General features: G+C 53.4%; 15 protein-coding genes. 5 read left to right on the top strand and 10 right to left on the bottom strand.

Annotation, left to right across the window (positions count from 1 at the left end; genetic code table 11):
* Together PED39_05960 and PED39_05955 are read right to left on the bottom strand one after the other, a co-directional pair.
* The gene (locus PED39_05960; protein ID WII07135.1) at window positions 1-717 is read right to left on the bottom strand and encodes a pseudouridine synthase; all 717 of its coding nucleotides are present in this window, start codon (window positions 715-717) and stop codon (window positions 1-3) included.
* Complete coding sequence (locus PED39_05955) at window positions 714-1,397, bottom strand: ACT domain-containing protein (GenBank protein WII07134.1); 684 nt, start codon at window positions 1,395-1,397, stop codon at window positions 714-716. Before PED39_05955 ends, PED39_05960 begins: the two co-directional genes overlap by 4 nt.
* Window positions 1,398-1,533: 136 nt before the next feature.
* Here PED39_05955 and PED39_05950 point away from each other — a divergent pair, with 136 nt between their 5' ends.
* Window positions 1,534-2,163 (top strand): flavodoxin, encoded by a 630-nt coding sequence (locus PED39_05950; GenBank protein WII07133.1) that lies wholly within the window; start codon window positions 1,534-1,536, stop codon window positions 2,161-2,163.
* A gap of 36 nt (window positions 2,164-2,199) precedes the next feature.
* Here PED39_05950 and PED39_05945 read toward each other — a convergent pair whose 3' ends face one another.
* The 4 genes from PED39_05945 to PED39_05930 all read right to left on the bottom strand — a co-directional run bounded on the left by PED39_05945 (window position 2,200) and on the right by PED39_05930 (window position 5,999).
* On the bottom strand, window positions 2,200-2,946 hold the full coding sequence (locus tag PED39_05945) for a hypothetical protein (protein WII07132.1): 747 nt from the start codon (window positions 2,944-2,946) through the stop codon (window positions 2,200-2,202).
* 84 nt (window positions 2,947-3,030) lie between these two features.
* Window positions 3,031-3,861: an ABC transporter ATP-binding protein gene (locus PED39_05940; protein WII07131.1), complete on the bottom strand. Its 831-nt coding sequence runs from the start codon at window positions 3,859-3,861 to the stop codon at window positions 3,031-3,033.
* Window positions 3,862-3,867: 6 nt separating this feature from the next.
* Window positions 3,868-4,917: an iron ABC transporter permease gene (locus PED39_05935; GenBank protein WII07130.1), complete on the bottom strand. Its 1,050-nt coding sequence runs from the start codon at window positions 4,915-4,917 to the stop codon at window positions 3,868-3,870.
* Window positions 4,917-5,999 (bottom strand): iron ABC transporter permease, encoded by a 1,083-nt coding sequence (locus PED39_05930; protein ID WII07129.1) that lies wholly within the window; start codon window positions 5,997-5,999, stop codon window positions 4,917-4,919. The genes PED39_05935 and PED39_05930 overlap by 1 nt, the downstream gene beginning before the upstream one ends.
* A gap of 119 nt (window positions 6,000-6,118) precedes the next feature.
* Between PED39_05930 and PED39_05925 the strand changes: the two genes are divergently transcribed.
* Both PED39_05925 and PED39_05920 read left to right on the top strand, forming a co-directional pair.
* Window positions 6,119-8,383: a dockerin type I repeat-containing protein gene (locus PED39_05925; GenBank protein ID WII07128.1), complete on the top strand. Its 2,265-nt coding sequence runs from the start codon at window positions 6,119-6,121 to the stop codon at window positions 8,381-8,383.
* Between the two features lie 16 nt (window positions 8,384-8,399).
* Window positions 8,400-10,685, top strand: a complete 2,286-nt coding sequence (locus PED39_05920; protein WII07127.1) for a hypothetical protein — start codon at window positions 8,400-8,402, stop codon at window positions 10,683-10,685.
* A gap of 35 nt (window positions 10,686-10,720) precedes the next feature.
* On the opposite strand, the gene PED39_05915 is transcribed toward PED39_05920, so the two are convergent.
* Genes PED39_05915 through argC form a run of 4 tightly spaced genes read right to left on the bottom strand, consistent with a single transcriptional unit; the run spans window position 10,721 to window position 14,969 of the window.
* The gene (locus PED39_05915; GenBank protein WII07126.1) at window positions 10,721-11,893 is read right to left on the bottom strand and encodes an acetylornithine transaminase; all 1,173 of its coding nucleotides are present in this window, start codon (window positions 11,891-11,893) and stop codon (window positions 10,721-10,723) included.
* Window positions 11,894-11,897: 4 nt separating this feature from the next.
* A complete protein-coding gene (argB, locus tag PED39_05910) occupies window positions 11,898-12,716 on the bottom strand; it encodes an acetylglutamate kinase (GenBank protein ID WII07125.1) in 819 nt (272 codons plus the stop codon).
* A 4-nt stretch (window positions 12,717-12,720) separates the two neighbouring features.
* Complete coding sequence (gene argJ, locus PED39_05905; protein WII07124.1) at window positions 12,721-13,953, bottom strand: bifunctional ornithine acetyltransferase/N-acetylglutamate synthase; 1,233 nt, start codon at window positions 13,951-13,953, stop codon at window positions 12,721-12,723.
* Window positions 13,950-14,969, bottom strand: a complete 1,020-nt coding sequence (gene argC, locus PED39_05900; protein WII07123.1) for an N-acetyl-gamma-glutamyl-phosphate reductase — start codon at window positions 14,967-14,969, stop codon at window positions 13,950-13,952. The genes argJ and argC overlap by 4 nt, the downstream gene beginning before the upstream one ends.
* Before the next feature lie 203 nt (window positions 14,970-15,172).
* On the opposite strand from argC, the gene PED39_05895 reads away from it, so the two are divergent.
* Together PED39_05895 and argH are read left to right on the top strand one after the other, a co-directional pair.
* Window positions 15,173-16,528 (top strand): argininosuccinate synthase, encoded by a 1,356-nt coding sequence (locus PED39_05895; protein WII07122.1) that lies wholly within the window; start codon window positions 15,173-15,175, stop codon window positions 16,526-16,528.
* Between the two features lie 4 nt (window positions 16,529-16,532).
* Window positions 16,533-17,975, top strand: coding sequence for an argininosuccinate lyase (argH, locus tag PED39_05890; protein WII07121.1), 1,443 nt, complete (start codon window positions 16,533-16,535; stop codon window positions 17,973-17,975).
* Window positions 17,976-17,985: the final 10 nt, after the last annotated feature.

Raw genomic sequence — 17,985 nt, 5'->3', positions numbered from 1 at the left:
TCATAACCCCAACTGTCTGTAGAGCTCCTCGCGCTCCTGCTTGGAGATGTCCCTGTAACGGCCCTCCTTCAGCTTTCCCAGCTCCACGTTCATTACCCTGATCCTGACCAGTTTGACGACATCATAGCCGAAGTACTCGCACATCCTGCGGATCTGCCTGTTCAATCCCTGTTTCAAAATGATCCTGAACTCATTCTCCCCGGTCATCTCTACGAAGCACTTCTTCGTGATCCTGTCCTCCAGGATGGGCACCCCGTTGGACATGCCCTTGATGAATGCCTTGGTGACCGGTTTGTCCACCGTGACGATGTACTCCTTCTCGTGCTCCCCTCTGGAGCGCATGATCTGGTTGGCAAGCTCGCCGTTGTTGGTCATTAGCAAAAGGCCCTGCGAGTCCTTGTCCAGCCTACCTATGGAGTATATCCTCTTCGGATAGCCGATGTAATCTATCACGTTGTCCTTGTCTTCCGGATTGGAGGTGCAGGTTATCCCCTTGGGCTTGTTGAACACCAGGATGATGTCCTCTCCCTCTTTCTCTATCCTCTTCCCGTTGACTGCGACTATGTCGTCCTCGTAGACCCTGTCCCCCACAACGGCAGGCTTGCCGTTGATGGTGACCTTGCCTCCCTCGATCAGCCTGTCGGCCGCACGGCGGGAGGCAACACCAGCCTCGCTGATGTACTTGTTGAGACGGGTTCCTTCGGACAAGACGATCAATCCTTGACCGTGGCCTCGGCGGACTGAATGCACTTGGTAAGAACGGAATAGGCATTGATCATGTTGCTCTCGTCGACGATGAAGATGGTGTCGGTGTGGCAGCTGACCGTCTCCTCGATATTGATGCCTGCGTCGGAGAGATTGGTGATCAGATATGCGATGACTCCGCTTGTGTCCACGATCTTCTCCGGTGACTTGACGGCGATCTCCACGAGGTTCTCCCTGATCTTGATGATGTTGAACCTTCCAACGGTGTCCGTGATCCTGTCCTTGAGGTTCCTGTCAGCGATGATGGTGACCGCGGATGCGGACTGGACGCACTGCATGATGGAGTTCTCGTTCCAAAGGTCCTTGAACAGGTTGTCCATCTTGTGCAGGACGGACCAGTCGTTCTTCGCTGTGACGATGCATGTCTTTGTCCTCATCTCGAGCCTGCTGTCCTTCAGGACCCTGAGGATGTTCAGCTCGTGGTCGGTGGTGACGTTGAGCTTCGATGCGTAACGGCGGCATGCGATCATGACAGCCTCCTCGTTATCGACATCTATGTCCTTCATGATCATCCTGGCCAGGGAGGAATAGTTGATCAATCCCTTGGCGACGCAATCCTTGATGCTGGGGTGCGCGTCGATGTAAACCCTGGTCTTCTCCGCAAGACTCTCTTTCATCTCGCCTTTTGCCATGCTGAGGGATATTGTACTACAGTATTTTATGTCTATCTCTGAACAAAATTATCTTAAAAAGTTCAAAGCACAACATTGTGTCTTGAAATACATTGTTGGATGTTATATCCTATAAATCGGTTATTCGTTTGATAATATGGATAACAAAACGATAGCTATCGTAGCCATTGCGGTCATCGCAATGGTATCCGTAGGAGCTTTGCTGATTCTGAACCCGTGGGGCTCTGAACAGAAGGATCCCGATCCGGAACCGGAAAAGGAATTCCCGGACCTCAATGAGAAGGTCATTGTGATCTACTTCTCAGCGACTGAAACAACAGCTGGAGTGGCAGAGAAGATCATGGATTATCTCAATGCAGATGCATACCGTATAATCCCCGAGGTGCCGTATACTAATGAAGACCTCCAGCGTGATGTTGAGGGCAGCCGTGTAAACAATGAACATGCCGATCATTCGATAAGACCTGCGATCGAGGGGGCCCCGATAGACCTTTCCAGCTATTCCACGATCGTTTTAGGATTCCCAATCTGGTATCACCAAGAACCTAACATCATCGACACTTTCCTCGACATTTACGATCTGAGTGGAAAGAACGTAGCAATCTTCGCAACTTCATGGTCTGCAGGAGTTGCTGCCGCCAGGTTGAGCGTATGGAATGCGGAACCCGACTGCAACATGCTGAAGGGGGCCTGCTTCTCAACTGGTTTCAGCGAATCGGAAATCTACAATTGGCTGGATTCGCTTGGTTTTGAAAAGAAACAATAAATTAGTAGGGGGATAACCCCCTACGTTTTTAGTTTATCAGAAAGCCTTGATGAGCTTTGTCAGTTCCTTCTCGTAGTCAGCCTGTGTGATCTTAGAAAGGATTCCAACGATATCCTCGTCGTAAATCGCTTTGTTCAGGTACAGTCCGAACTTGTCAGAAGTAGACTGGTTGAAGACGATCAGGTTGTTTCCATCCTGGATGACTCCCATTGCCAATGTGAATGCTGCAATGGTTGTCTTTGTAGGGTGGTACGCTCCGTAGAGGACGTAGATCTGATCGCATCCGTAATCGCTGGCCTTGACGTTCTTTACAGAAACTCCGTCGATCGAGTGGAGCTCGATGTTCTTCGTTCCGTTGAGAACTGTGACGAAATCCTTTGCCATTCCGACAGGAGTCAGCTGGGAATAGATGGTTTCTCCGCTGGATCCGTTGGTGGACTCGTAAGGTGCGTCATGAATTTTGATGTAGTTGTCGTATGCTGCGGTAGCTGCATCTTTGGTCTCGAAGTGGATGACTTTGATGTTGCTCGACCTGGTCTTGTCCAGAACTTCTCCGGTTGAAGGGATCACTGTGTTGGTTGTGTAGGACAGAATTGCAAGGTCTTTTGTTCCGCCGATTGCGACTTCGAAATCTCCGAACTCTCCGTCGTAGTCCTTGACGAACTTCTCTGCCAGTTCCTGCGCGTTGTAGTTCTTTGCAGGGAGGAGGAAGACGCAAGCTGCTGCTGCGATGATGATCACAACAGCAACGACAGCGACGATTGTCATTGTCTTCTTTTCCATAATATCCTCTTGGATAAGATATCCATCCGGTGAAGTGAGATGGATGTACTTAAATTGTACTAACCATCCAATTCGTACTGGGTGTCAGATTGCCCTTCTTTCCTTTACGGCATAAGTATCCGCAGCAAGAGAGGCCGACTCGGCATCGAACTCGTCATCTAACATTATGAGATGCGGCCTTCCGTGACTGTCGATGATTTCTGAATCCACGTCATAGACTGCCTTGATGTTCTCCTTCGTGATGACTTCTGAAGGCGTCCCTATCGCATATATGGAACCGCCATAGAGCATGATCATCGTATCGGAATACTTGGCAGCGATGTTGAGGTCGTGACTGATCATTATGACCAGGATGCCCTTCTTCTGGGAAAGATCCCTGAGGATACGTGTGACCTCCATCTGGTGCTTGATGTCCAGGTTCGAGGTCGGCTCGTCCAACAGCAGGATCTCGGGCTCCTGGACCAATCCCCTGGCGAGCATGACCTTCTGGTGCTGTCCTGCGGAGAGCTCATCGAAGTTCCTCATTGCGAGGTCCTCTATGTCCAGAAGCTTCAGGGTCTCATAGACTATGTCCAGATCCTTATCCATTGACTTGTAGGTGGCGTGAGGATGGCGCCCCATGAGCACAGTGTCCACCACAGACAGAGGGAAGGTATCGTTGGCGGAGTAGGGAACGTAACCGACTTTCTTTGCGAGATCCTTGAGCGAGATGTCATTTACAAGATCGCCGTCGATCATCACGGTACCCTTGTTGGGGGAAAGGATCCTATTGATGCAGTGGATCAGCGTGGACTTTCCGACTCCGTTGGGCCCTATGATCGAAAGGAGCTGCGGACCGTTTGCATCCAGCGTTATGTCCTTGAGCACAGGTAAGCTAGAGTACCCAAATTCTATTCCGTCAATTACTAACCTCATTTATCCTCATCTCCAAGCGCTCTTCCTGCGCATCCTGATCAGTATGATTATGAACAACGGGCATCCGATGATGGCGCTGATGACTCCCACGGGCAGAGCGAACTCCCCGGAAACCCTGGCGATACAGTTCGCCAACAGGAGGAATAGTCCTCCGAATACCGCCGAAGCGGGAAGAAGATGTTTTGTCTCGGAACCGACGAACAGCCTCGCGATGTGCGGGGCGACCAGACCAACGAAACCGATGGTACCTGTGAAGCAGACCACTGCCGCGGTCATCAATGATACCAGTGTGATCTCCACCAGGATCGTCTTCCTGGGGTCCACTCCCATGGAGTGAGCTGAATTGGCACCGGCCATCATGACATTGATGCGTCTGTGATGATAGAATATGATGGCACCGCAGACCAGACTGATGGCTAGAGGTATCGGGATGGTGCTCCATTCCGTGAGCGCCAGGGTTCCGACCCTCCAGGAGTAGATCTCGGATAGAGTCTCCTCCGAAGCGGTTATCATCAGCAACTGGACGATAGCTGAGAAGATGTACATCATCGCGATTCCGATAAGGATGATCTTTGTGGCCGTCACCCTGCGCCTGAATGAAAACAGCAGGATTACCGCCACCGGGATCAGCGAGAATCCGAATGCCATCACTATCCTGACCCATGGTTCACCGAAGAACGGCATGATCGTGTTCCCGAGGACGATCGCGATTGATGCACCCAACAGTGCACCTGACGAGACTCCCATGGTATATGGGTCGGCCAGAGGGTTGCGGAGCATGGACTGCATGACCGCACCGCCCAGCGCAAGTACGGCACCTACGATGACCGCGAACAATGAGATGGGCAGCCTCGTGTTGATGACGATATCATCAGAGTACGGGTCGGTTATGTTCCCCATGATGTGATCGATAAGGATCGTATAACAATCCACGAAGCTCAGCTCGTACATTCCTATCGACAGAGAGAGGACTATGGCAACTACGGTCAGCACCGCGCAGAGGATGATGAAGAACCATTTCCTGCGGATCGATCTGTAGTAATCCTCCTTGCCCATCAGAACACCTCCTTCTGAGCTTTACGTCTGACGATGAGATAGAGGAACACGGGCGCGCCGATGAACGACATGACGACTCCCAGAGGGATGTATCCGAATCCCGTGAGAAGACGCGATACTAGGTCTGCTATGACCAAAACCGTGGAGCCCAGTATGATGGATCCGGGAACTACGAACTTGTTGTCCCCTCCGACCAGATAACGGGTCATGTGCGGCGCCACGAGACCGATGAAACCTATGATTCCCGTGAATGAGATGATCGATGCGATGAGCACCGATGTCAGGATGATGCACAGCATCCTGAACTGGACCACATCCAATCCGAGACTCTTGGCGCTCTTCTCTCCCAGAGCCATGATATTGAGCTTACTGGACGATAGCTGAACGAGGATCGCGGAAGCCACTGTCATCACCAACATTAGGGGCATATCCGCCCAGGATGCGTTGGTGACGCTTCCGACCTGCCATATGTATGCGTCCTGAAGACTCTCTGTGCTGGCGGTGATCATCACCAGCGTTACCAATGAGTTGAAGAAGAATGTCAATGCGGTTCCTATGAGGATGATCGTCGATGGCGAATTGCCAACAAAACGCACCATCAATATCACTATGACCGCCGGTATGAGCGACCCGATGAATGCATTGATGACTATTCCTGCCCCCGATACGACCGTGGAGTAGGAGAATCCCATGATTATGGCCACTACTGCTCCCAGACATGCTCCCGAAGAGATTCCGGTGGTATACGCATCTGCGAGAGGATTCTCCATCATGCTCTGCATGACGGTACCGGCCAGGGCCAGACCTGCACCGGCGATCAATGCCATTATCACTCCGGGCATGACATTGTTGAAAATGTAGTAATCGGCCCACCAATCCGGACTCCTGATCTCGTATGTGACACCGGTAATGTGGTCCCAAATGACCTGCGCGGTCTTCGTGAACTCGTATCCTGTACCGACAGAGCATGAGACCAGGGTTGTGATGATGAGGGCTATTAGACATATCGCTAGAAATGCGAATTTGCGGGCTATGGAGCTTTTGTACTGCTCCTTGCCGGTTCTTTCTATCTCCTCGATCATCGGATGAGACATCCAATTTGTTTTTTCGTATTAATTGGTAGCGACCTCCGACCCCCAATATTGTTGGTTAATACTTCCAACTTTTATAGGGAGAAATGATAACAGTTGGCATTGATAACATGAAGTCGAACGTGACCATGATTGCAATTGCCTTGGTAGCGGTAGTCGCAATAGCAGGAGCAGCCGTTTTCATCCTGAACGGAAACGGAGAAGGCGGCGAAGAGCTTCTGGACAAGACTGCCCTCCCCATCTATGGGAATGCGAATGATGACACGACCATAGACCAGAAGGACATAGACCTCATCCAGAAGATGATTGACGAGAGCATCCCCTTGGAAGACTATCCCTTCGCAGATGCCGATAGGGATGGCGCTGTGACCAGCAAGGACATAGCAATCGTACAGAAGATCATCAACGGGGAAAACACACCGGTATGGTTCGTCGACCAGTACGATCTGGTGGCCGGCAAATACCACTACGTTAAGATCGACTATCCGCTCAGGGATATCGTCACTCAGAACGCGGACATGCTGCTGCTGACGATGATGATTGATGCTGACGATGTGGTAGCGGGATACGTTGCCAACATCGCCAACTACCCCAACGAGTTCTACAAGGTCACCCATAACGGCTTCTCCAAACAGGTAGGCGAGACAGCAAGGTACATCGGTTCCACCGACTGGGTGGGCATCAAGAACCTCGATGTGGAGCTACAGGAAGAAGGAAGGCAGATCGGAGCGATCGTCGTTCACAGCAAAGCCGCTCTCGGAGACTATGAGGATGACATCATAGCGGCAGGATTCCCGCTCATATTCCTGAGATGCACTGACCCCATCTATTCGATTGATGCGGCTCTGCTGCTGGGAACCCTCATGGGTCCTGAGCATGCAGCCAAAGCAACTGTTTTCGCTAACGATTGCAAGCAGACCATAAGCGAAGTCAGCGACATAGTCGGCAATATAGCTGACAAGGACAAGAAACGCTTCATCTCCCTGTGCATGATCTGCTACATAGCACAGGATGAATCGCAGTATAACAAACTCGGAATACAAGCTGGGGGCAAGTCTGTCGTCGGTATCTCCGGTAACTCCTCGGAGCGTCTTCAGGATGTGGAAGCCATCACGAAGTACAACAACAAGATAGACTACATGATCAACTGCACCACCCAGGACTGTACGAATGTCACCGCAACATCCCTCTGGGAGGACAACGGTGTCAGATACATGGCCAAGAGCACTCACTACAAGGACATGTTCTGGATCAACATGTCCATGCCGGTTCCCTGCAGGGTGATGTACGTAGCATCAATGTTCTACCCGGACCTGGTGTCGAAAGCTGATGCGGATGCATACTTCCAAAGCACTGTCGACAAGTACATGCCGTACCTTCACGAGACCGTCTCCGACGGATATTTCGACGTATCCAAGGACATGTTCACCATAATCACCTACCAGGATTATGTGAACGAGGGCGGAGGAGACCCTGGCGAAAAGGTCACCTCAGAGATCAATGCGAAGCTCGTAGCCCAGCACTTCCTTGACACCATGGACCTTGAAGGATTCTCCGGCGATGGTTTCTATCTCAAAGATTCTTCGAACGACCAGTCCGCTGACGTCCTCTCCAACTCCGGTAACTACTATGTCAACGTTAAGCTGTACAACGATGCGAAATCCGTATTCGAGGCGAAGAAAGCAGAGTTCGAGCAGAAGGTTGGACAATCGTCCTCCATGGGAGGCACCTATGTCGCCATGGATGTGGTCACCGGCCTCACCGACGGATTCGGTTATTACGTGAACACCACGGAGAAGGGACAGATCGGATCCATGCACTACGCAGGATACTACAAGGAATGTTTCATCCTCATCCATCTGGCGAAGAAACCATCGTTCTCGGATGTGGACCTCCAGGAGATCGTGACTTCGGCGTGGGCGGTGGACGGCAGTTTCTCTGCTGTGGATTCGGCCAACAAGCTTGACCTCAATCTTCTGAGTAAACTGGACTATCCTCCGTACTCTCTCATTCCCAACAGCAATGATGTGAAGGCGGAGATAGGATGTTCAGCGAACGACGCCGGAAAATACTATTACATCACCTACGACAACAGCTCTGATGCGCTGGTCAAATTCCTCAACGAGAAGCAGGAATACATCGACAAGATTGGCACCGACTATATGGGAGGTACCGCAATGGCAGTCGAGAAAGGAGGCTTTGACGACGGATACGGATTCTACGGACAGGCCGTCAGGCAGGGCGGATTCTGGATGCTGAAATTTGTCGGATACAAGGACGGCTGCTTCGTGACCATGTATCTCAGAGGAAACCCCGAGTTCAACGACCAGAACACTGCTGAACTGGTGAACGCAGTAGCGAAAACCATCCCGTGATCTAGGAGACAATGAAATGGAAAAGAACAATCTAATCATAATCGCAGTAGCGGCGGTCATCGTTCTAGCGGCGGCAGCTGTGATTGCGTTAGGAGGCGCGGGCGGTGGCAATTACGACAATCTGAAGATGACCAGCCTGCCGATCTACGGCAACGCCAACGAGGACTACACCATAGACTCGAAAGATGTGGAGCTGATAAGGGAGAACATCGGCGGGGATCTCTCCAAATACCCCTACGCTGACGCTGATGGGGATGACGCCATCACAGAGAACGATGCTGTGATCGTGGAGAAACTCATAGCGGGAGAGAGTACCAAGATACGCTTCATCGACCAATACGTATACGATACTGGCGACATACATCTCCTGGAGATTGACTATCCTCTGAAGAATCTGGTCACCATCAATCCCGATATGCTCCAGCTGATGTTCACTTTTGACGGCGACGAGAAGGTCATAGGCTACATCGCCAACAAGAGTTCCTACACCAATACATTCTACAAGGCCGATCACAACGGTGTGTCCAAATGCCTCGGTACCACCGCTAGGCAGATAAAGACCTCTGAATGGGAGGCGATTAAGAACACGGACAGCGAATACCACGACCAGGGCGGTATCGGCGCCATATTGGCGTACAATGACAATGCCCTCGGAGACTACAAGGACGATCTTCTGGTTGCTGGAATCCCTGTCATTTACATCAGGTGCACAGACCCCTTATACTCCATCGATGCCACCATGCTCCTTGGATTCCTATTGGGTCCGGACTACTTCCAGAAAGCCCTGAATTACGCTAACGATTCTCGTAAGGCCATCGTAGATGTAACCGAGGCCGTCGCAAAACTCGACGAGAAGGACCGCACCAAGTTCATCGCCATGTGCATGTGGCGTTACATCTCTCAGCACGAGTCGCAGTACACCAAGATCGGAACTCAGGCCGGCGGAATAGACGTCGCCAATCTGGAAGGCAACGGATCGACACAGATCAACGATGTGGAGGCGATCACCATCTACAATGGCAAGATCGATTACATCATGAACTGCCACACCTGCGACTGTACAGTGGTCAGCCCCTCGTATCTGTTCGAGAACAGCGACCTGGACATAATCAGAAAATCCTCTGAGTTCGAGAACATGTTCTTCCTGAACCTGTCCATGCCCACGCCCTGCAGAGTGATGTATGCGGCAGCAATGTTCTATCCGGACATTGTGTCGATGAGTGATGCCAACAAATACTTCCAGACAATGGTCGACAAGTACCTCAGCTATCTGGACAACACCGTCGCTGACAATGATTTCAATGTCGTTCAGGACATGATGACCGTGATCACCTACCAGGACTACCTTGACTATAGAGGAGGGGATGAACCAAAGGAGATCGAATCGAATATCAGCACCGTGGCGTTGGCCAACAGGTTCTGGAATATCATGAAGGACGATCTGAACTCCAACTTGGACCCGATGATCGACTATTCGTACACTCCGTACGTACTGTCTCCCGACAACAACTCTCAGGAGTCGAAAGTGGTGTCGGATGGAAGCACATACTACATCAAGTACACTCTGGTGGAAGATGCCAAGTCCAAGTACGAAGAGATTAAGGCCACGTATGAGGCCAAGGTAGGTACAACTGCAAGGACCAGCGGAATATGCACCGAACTTCCGTTCTCCAACGGTCTGACCGAGGGATACGGATACTATGTGAACTCCGATCCTGATGCTGAACATGTGCTCGGAAGCATGAAGTTCGTAGGCTACATCGACCACTGTCTTGTGGATCTGCAGATCGTCAAGAGGCCGTCGTTCTCAATGGATGATCTCGCTAAGCTCATCGATGCGGCATACCCCTCTGAGTCCGGTAAATCCGCGAAGACCTGGCTGCAGACGTTCGACAGCACATCCCTCAACGTGTATCTGGGGTCGCCTTACACCTTGGACGAGGGTGCAACTGATACCTACGCCAACATATCTGCTGCGGACAGCGGGAACGGAAACCGCCACGTGGAGGTCGATTCCTCTGCCAACTCGTTCGCGACGTACAGCAAGGCAGTGTCCACATACAGGACCAAGACCGCCGGTTATGACACGGAGGGTACGGAGTACCTGCCCCTGAGTACCGATGGGTTCGAGGATGCCTTCGGATACATCATATACCGCACCCAGGTGAGTGGATACATGATCTACTTCGCCGGATACGTGGACGGATGCTCTCTGGACCTCACCCTCAGATATGAAGGCACAGACTATACGGTTGACCGTGCAAACACGCTTATCCAAAACATATTGAAAGCCGAACCTTGAAGGTTCGGAAGCAGGGGGATCTCCCCCCTGCCACCTTAAATCGATTCTTTGAGGAGTTTGGTGAAGACATCCTTCTGCTCATCGTTGATGATGAGCGGAGGGATCAAACGGACGGTGTTCCCATGGCAGACGTTCACCAGGACACCGTTATCGCGGCAGTGCTTCTGTACGGCCGCTGCGGTCTCGTTTGAGTCCATCTCGATACCGATTATGAGCCCGTATCCGCGAACCTCCTTGATCTTGTCAGATTTGATGGCCTTCAGATCGGCCATCCATCTCGCTCCCAGATCGTGTGAGTTCTGGACCAGGTTCTCCTTCTTCAAGATGTCCAGAGTAGCGCAACCGGAAGCGGTGACCAGTGGGTTGCCTCCGAATGTCGTTCCGTGGGTTCCGGGAGTCATGACCTTTGCGATCTCGTCTGTGGAGGTGACCGCTCCGATTGGTGCCCCTCCTCCTAGTGCCTTGGCCATGGTGATGATGTCAGGTATGACGTCGAAGTTCTGTATTCCGTACCACATTCCCGTGCGTCCGATTCCGGTCTGAACCTCATCCACTATCATCAGCGTTCCGTTGTCCGTACAGAGGTCGCGGACGGTCTTGAAGAACTCCTTGGGTGCCGTGCGAACACCGCCCTCTCCCTGGATGGGTTCCACTATCAAGGCCGCCACATCCTTGGACATCATGCTCTTCACGGATTCACAGTCACCGTATTCGTAATACTCGTACGCACCGCTGATCAGAGGTTCAAACGAGGCTTGATACTTAGTCTGGCCTGTGGCTCCCAGCGCTGCGGCAGTTCTTCCGTGGAATCCGTTCAGCGCCGCCATCACTTTGCTGCGTCCAGTGTATCTTACGGCCAGTTTCAATGCGCCTTCGTTGGCCTCCGCTCCGCTGTTGACGAACAGGGTGCGGTTGAGCTCACCAGGAGTTATCGACGCTATCTTCTCCGCCAGCTTGGCCTGCTCCTCCACATAGTACAGGTTCGATACATGCGCGAACTTCGCGACCTGCTCCTGCATAGCTTTCACCCACTCTGGGTGCGAATAGCCAATCGAGTTCACGGCTATTCCCGACACCAGGTCAAGATACTCATTGCCACTGGCATCGTAAAGATAGCATCCCTTCCCGTGTGTGAACGACAGTTCTATGCGGCCGTAGTTCTGGAAGAGGTACTTGGAACTCAGTTCCTTTACTTCTTTGAAATCCATTTTATCACTTCACTATGATTGTTCCGTGGAGGTTTCCCTCCTTCATTATGTCTGCAACTATGCAGTTCGGATCCGTCCCGTTCACCATACGGACGGTTCCGACACCCGCTTCTATCGCCTTGCGGCATGCGTCCACCTTGGGGACCATTCCGCCGGATATCACGCCGGATGCGATCAGTTCATCTATCTTCTTCAGATCCACCTTGTCCAGCTTGGACGAGGGATCGTTGACGTCCATCAGTATCCCCGGGACGTCCGTTATGGCGATCATCTCCTTACAGGGGACGTTCGCCGCGATGCCGGCGACCATGGTGTCGGCATTGACGTTCAGCTTCTTCCCGTCCTTGTCCTTCCCTATCGGGTAGATGACGGGCACTACGTTCTGCTCCAGCAGGTCCATCAGCGCTGTGGGGTCGCACTCGGAGACCTCTCCTACCAATCCCACATCCACTGTGATCTTCTGTCCGTCCTCGATGGCCTCCATGGGGGGCTTCTTGACGCAGAGGGTGCAGTGGTATCCAGGCAATCCAATGGCCTGAACGCCTGCATCCTGCAGGCATGCGACGACATCCCTGTTGAGGTTCGAAAGGACCTTCTCAGCCACTTCCAGACCATCTTGGTCCGTGACCCTGATCCCTGCGACCTTCTTGGGCTTGAGTCCCCTCCTCTCCATCTCCTCGGAGATCTCGGGACCTCCTCCGTGGACAAGTATGATCTTCGCCCCTGATGACATCATCTGGGCGATCTCCTTAGCAAGGCGTATCATCGCATCCTTGCCGCGGATAGCGTTTCCGCCGAACTTCAGGACGTATAGATTGTCCATGCTATCACGTGGAGTACTCGGCGTTGATGCGCACGTAATCGTACGTCAGGTCGCATCCCCACCCGGTAGCGGTCTCCTTACCGATTCCCAGGTCGACGATGATTGATACCTCTTTGTTGTCCATGGCCATGCGCACGACCTCCACGGAGCGCTCGTCCTGGAAGACAGGGGCTCCGGAATCCAGGATGGGAACCTCCATGTCCCCTCCCTTGATGGTGAGACGGACATCCTCGAGGTTGAACTTGCATCCGCTGTTGCCCAGCGCCATCATGATACGGCCGTAGTTGGGGTCGGACCCGAATATGGCCGACTTGACAAGAGGCGAGTTGATGATCGTCTTGACCAGCTTGTTCGCATCCTCCTTGGAGTCGGCTCCAGTGACCTTCACCTCGATGAGCTTTGTCGCTCCCTCTCCGTCGGATGCGACGGTGCGGGCGATCTTCGTCATCACGAAGTTCAGGGCATCGAAGAATTCGGGATCGTCGTCGGCCACCTTTCCTCCTGCCATTCCGTTGGCCAGGAGGATGCTGGTGTCGTTGGTGGACTGATCTCCGTCTACCGAGACCATGTTCAATGAACTGTCGAGGATCTGCTGCCATTTCTCGCGGAATCCGACGGACAGGTTGGCATCCGTTGTGATCAGCGACAGGGTGGTTCCGTGGAGGACCTTCATGTGGGGTGCGATCATTCCGCTTCCCTTGCATATCGCTCCGATGTAAACCAGGGTGCCGTCCGAGAGACGTACGCGGACAGCGCACTCCTTCTTGATCGTGTCTGTGGTCATTATGGCCTCGGCCAGATTCGCATCCGCCTGACGTCCGTTGAACAACTCCTTGGCCGCTCTTGAGATACCGTAGCGGACCTTGTGCATGTCCATGAAGCGTCCGATCAGACCGGTGGACATCACTCCGACGTTGAGGGGGTCCAATCCCAACTCGTTTGCGGTGACCTTCTTCATCTCTATGGCGTCCTCGATACCGCGGCGTCCCGTGAGGGCATTTGCGTTACCGCTGTTGACGACAACCGCCTGCAGCTTCTCCGCATTCTCCTTCATCATCACCTGTACGGGTGCCGCCTTCACGTTGTTGCTAGTGTATCCGACACATGCTGTCGCAGGTGTCTCGGAGTACAGCAGAGCAAGGTCGAGCGAGCGGTACTTCACACCGCTGTGCACTCCGGCCGCTTTGAATCCCTGAGGAGTCGTTACTCCCCCCTCTATGACCTCTACCATCTTCATACCCCCAAACCAGGCAGGTTCAGGCCTTTCTTCTCATCCATGTTCAGCATCAAGTTCATGCATTGGACTGCCTGCCCCGATGCCCCTTTGACCAGATTGTCCAACACTCCGAAGGAGACGACCTTGTCCCCCATGACTTTGGACGAAACCTGTGCGTGGTTGGATGCCACCACTGCGCGTATGGACGGCTCGGGGACGTAGTGTACGAACACCTCGTTGCCGTATTGTTTACTATAAATCGAATCCACATCCTCCTGCGAGAGGTCCTTGGTGATGCTGAAGTAGCATGACGACAGGATGCCGCGGACTATGGGCAGAAGCTGCGGGACGAATGTCACCTTGGTGTGGGAACCCGCGAACTTGTCCACCGCCATCTCGATCTCCGGCGTATGGCGGTGCTTGCCTACGCTGTACGGTATGATCGTCTCTCCGCATGTGGAGTGGTGCGTGCGTTCCGTGGGGACCATTCCGGCCCCGGACGTTCCCGACTTGGCATCCACTATGATGTCCTCCTTGACGACTCCTGCCTTCAGCAGAGGCCCGCAGGCCAGGATGATGGATGTCGCATAACAGCCCGGATTGGCCACCAGGTCAGCTCCCTTGATCTCGTCGCGGAAGAACTCCGGCAGACCGTACACCGCTTTCTGCAGATTGTCCACGTCCGTGTGCTCGTGGCCGTACCACTTCTCGTAGACGGCGACATCATGCAGGCGGTAGTCCCCCGACAGGTCGATGCATTTGATCCCCTGCTCCATCAGAGCGGGAATCTCTTTCATGGCCACTCCGTGAGGGGTGGCGACGAACACGAAGTCAAGATCCTTGGTGTCGGAAATCTTCTCGGTGAACTCGAGGTCGCCGATGTATCCCCTGAGGAAGGTGTGGACATCGCCGACCCTGCGTCCCGCGTTCTGGCGTGACGTAAGCGCGGCTATCTCTACATCGGGGTGCGTGCAAAGGATGCGTGAAAGCTCCCCTCCGGTGTACCCGGTTCCTCCTATTATTCCAACTTTAACCATAGGCAGTCTCCTTTTTGTTCCTTTAACCCCATGTTTTTAAGTATATTAAGTATGGTGTTCGATTCTAGACAAAAATGTTACATAGTAAACATTGGGTATGTTCCAGACATCTTGAGTTTCCGAATGGACACTATCCGACACAGTTTGATATATCTTTGCGCGCGCCTTATATAACGGAATTCACATCGTTTGGAACGGTAAGCATGGCAGTAGCTAAGAAGACAGCAACAAAGAAGGCTAGCACAGCCAAGAAGACGGTTAAAGCGACCCCCGCCAAGAAGCCCAGGGACAAAGTAGTCCTTGCGTACTCCGGAGGTCTCGACACATCTGTCGACATCCACTGGTTACAGGAGAACTACAACGTCGACGTCATCGCCATCGCGGTCAATGTCGGTCAGCCCCCGAGCAAGGACGACATCGTGGCCCGCGCACTCAGGAACGGAGCGATCAAGGCCGACTTCATCGATGTCAGGAAAGAGTTCGTCACGGACTACATCTGGCCTGCACTCAAGGCCAACGCCATGTATCAGAACGTCTACCCCCTGAGCACCGCTGTCGCCAGACCTCTCATCACGAAGGTCCTCGCAGACATCGCCAAGAAGGAAGGCGCGAAGTACATCGCCCACGGATGCACAGCCAAGGGAAACGACCAGGTAAGGTTCGATGTCGGACTCATCTCCCAGAACCCCGACCTGAAGATCATCGCCCCCATGAGGGAATGGATCACCACCAGAGAGGAGGAGATCGATTACGCCAAGAAGAACGGCATCGAGATCATCGTCAAGAAGTCCAGCCCCTATAGCCGTGACGAGAACCTCTGGGGCAACTCGTGCGAGTGCGGAATTCTGGAGGACCCCTGGGAGGAGCCACCCGCAGGAGCATGGGCATACACAGTCGACCCTGCCAAGGCACCCGCTGCACCCAAGTACATCGAGATCGGATTCGAGAAGGGTGTTCCCGTATGCCTCGACGGAAAGAGGATGGACGGAGTCAAGCTCATCGAGACACTCAACGAGCTCGCAGGAAAGTACGGAGTCGGAAGGATCGACCACGTCGAGGACCGTCTCGTCGGAATCAAGAGCCGCGAGACATACGAGTGCCCCGCAGCGATCACACTCATCACAGCCCACAGGGCACTGGAGTCCCTGACCCTGCCCAAGAACACGATCGAGTTCAAGCGCATCATCGAGCAGAAGTTCAGTGAGATCATCTACGACGGTCTGTGGTACGAGGGTCTCCGCGAGAACCTCCAGGCATTCATCGAATCCACTCAGGAGTATGTCACCGGAGTCGTAAGGGTCAAGCTGTACAAGGGAACCGCCACCGTTGTCGGAAGGAGATCCCCCTACTCGCTGTACGACGTCGGACTCAGCACATACGCCAAGGGAGACGGCTTCGACCACAGCTCCGCAGTCGGATTCATCTACTGCTGGGGACTGCCCGGCAAGACCGCAGCCAAAGCGCACGCCAAGGCACCCAAGAAGACTGTGAAGAAGGCAGCCCCTGCTGCGAAGAAGACCGCGGCACCTGCCAAGAAGACAGCAACAAAGAAGAAGTGATCACGTGAAACAAGCCCTCTGGTCTGGAAGGTTCAAGGACAAGATGGATGACTCCACGCTCGACTTCACATCCTCGCTGGATGTGGACTCGAAGATGGCGTTCTACGACGTCATGGGGTCCCTCGCACACGTGGAGATGCTGAAGGCATGCTCCATCCTTCCGCCAGAGGATGTCGACCGTATCACAGAAGGCCTCAAGGCCATCCTCAAAGAGATCGAAGAAGGGAAGTTCGAGCTGGACTACTCGCTGGAAGACATCCACACCAACATCGAATTCTCCCTCACTGAGAGGATCGGCCCTGCAGGCGGCAAACTCCATACCGGAAGGAGCAGGAACGACCAGGTCGCAGTCGACTTCAGGATGTACCTCAGGGACAAGGTCCTCGAGGCGGCAACCTCCATCGACGGCCTGGTCACCAGCCTCCTCAAGATCGCCGAGGAAAATGCCGAGACGGTCATGCCCGGATTCACGCACATGCAGCATGCGCAACCGGTAACCTTAGCGCAGCACATGCTCGCATACGCATTCAAGTTCTCAAGGGACGCGGATAGGTTCATCGATGCGTTCAACAGGATGAACAAATGCCCGCTGGGAGCGGCCGCTCTTGCGGGAACGACATACCCCATAGACAGATTCATGACCTCAGAGGCTCTGGGATTCAAGGAGCCCACCGAGAATTCCATGGATTCGGTCAGCGACAGGGACTTCGTGAATGAAGTGGCATTCTGCGCCACCCAGACACAGATCCACCTGTCATCCCTGTGCGAGGAGCTGGTCTACTGGTCCTCTCAGGAGTTTGCGTTCATCGAGATGGATGACAAGTACACCACCGGATCCTCCATCATGCCCCAGAAGAAGAACCCCGACATCGCGGAGCTCGTAAGGGGCAAGACCGGAGGGGTCGTCGGATCACTCGTCACCATGCTGGTCCTGACCAAGGGGCTTCCGCTCACATACAACCGCGACCTGCAGGAGGACAAAAAACCCGTCATGGAATCCATGGACACGGTCATCCGCTGCCTGGAGATCATGGAGAAGGTCATGTCTACGACCACCTTCAAGGCTGACAGGCTCATGGAGGTCACCAGCAGGGGACAGATCAACGCCACCGATCTCGCAGACTACCTTGTGACCAAGGGAATCCCCTTCCGCGAGGCCCACGGCATCGTCGGTGCAGCGGTGAGGGAGAGCATAGAGTCCGGAGTGAACCTCGAGGACATGCCCCTGGACAAACTGAAATCGTTCTGTGACAAGATCGAGGACGACGTCTATAAGTTCATCCCCGTGAAGAGTTGCGTGGACAGAAGGGAATCCTACGGGGGGACATCTCCGACATCCACCGATGAACAGATGTCCAAGGCGATAGAGCAACTGATGCTTCGCGAAGAGACCCTCCGTCAGGAGAAGCAGCTGATCGATAATTGCTGGAAGAACCTGCTGTCCTGACAGCAGGCTG

It is taken from the genome of Methanomassiliicoccales archaeon LGM-RCC1 (genome assembly GCA_030168575.1).
In the GTDB taxonomy this organism is placed as follows: domain Archaea; phylum Thermoplasmatota; class Thermoplasmata; order Methanomassiliicoccales; family Methanomethylophilaceae; genus Methanoprimaticola.
This window is presented reverse-complemented; position numbering and strand designations above follow the sequence as displayed.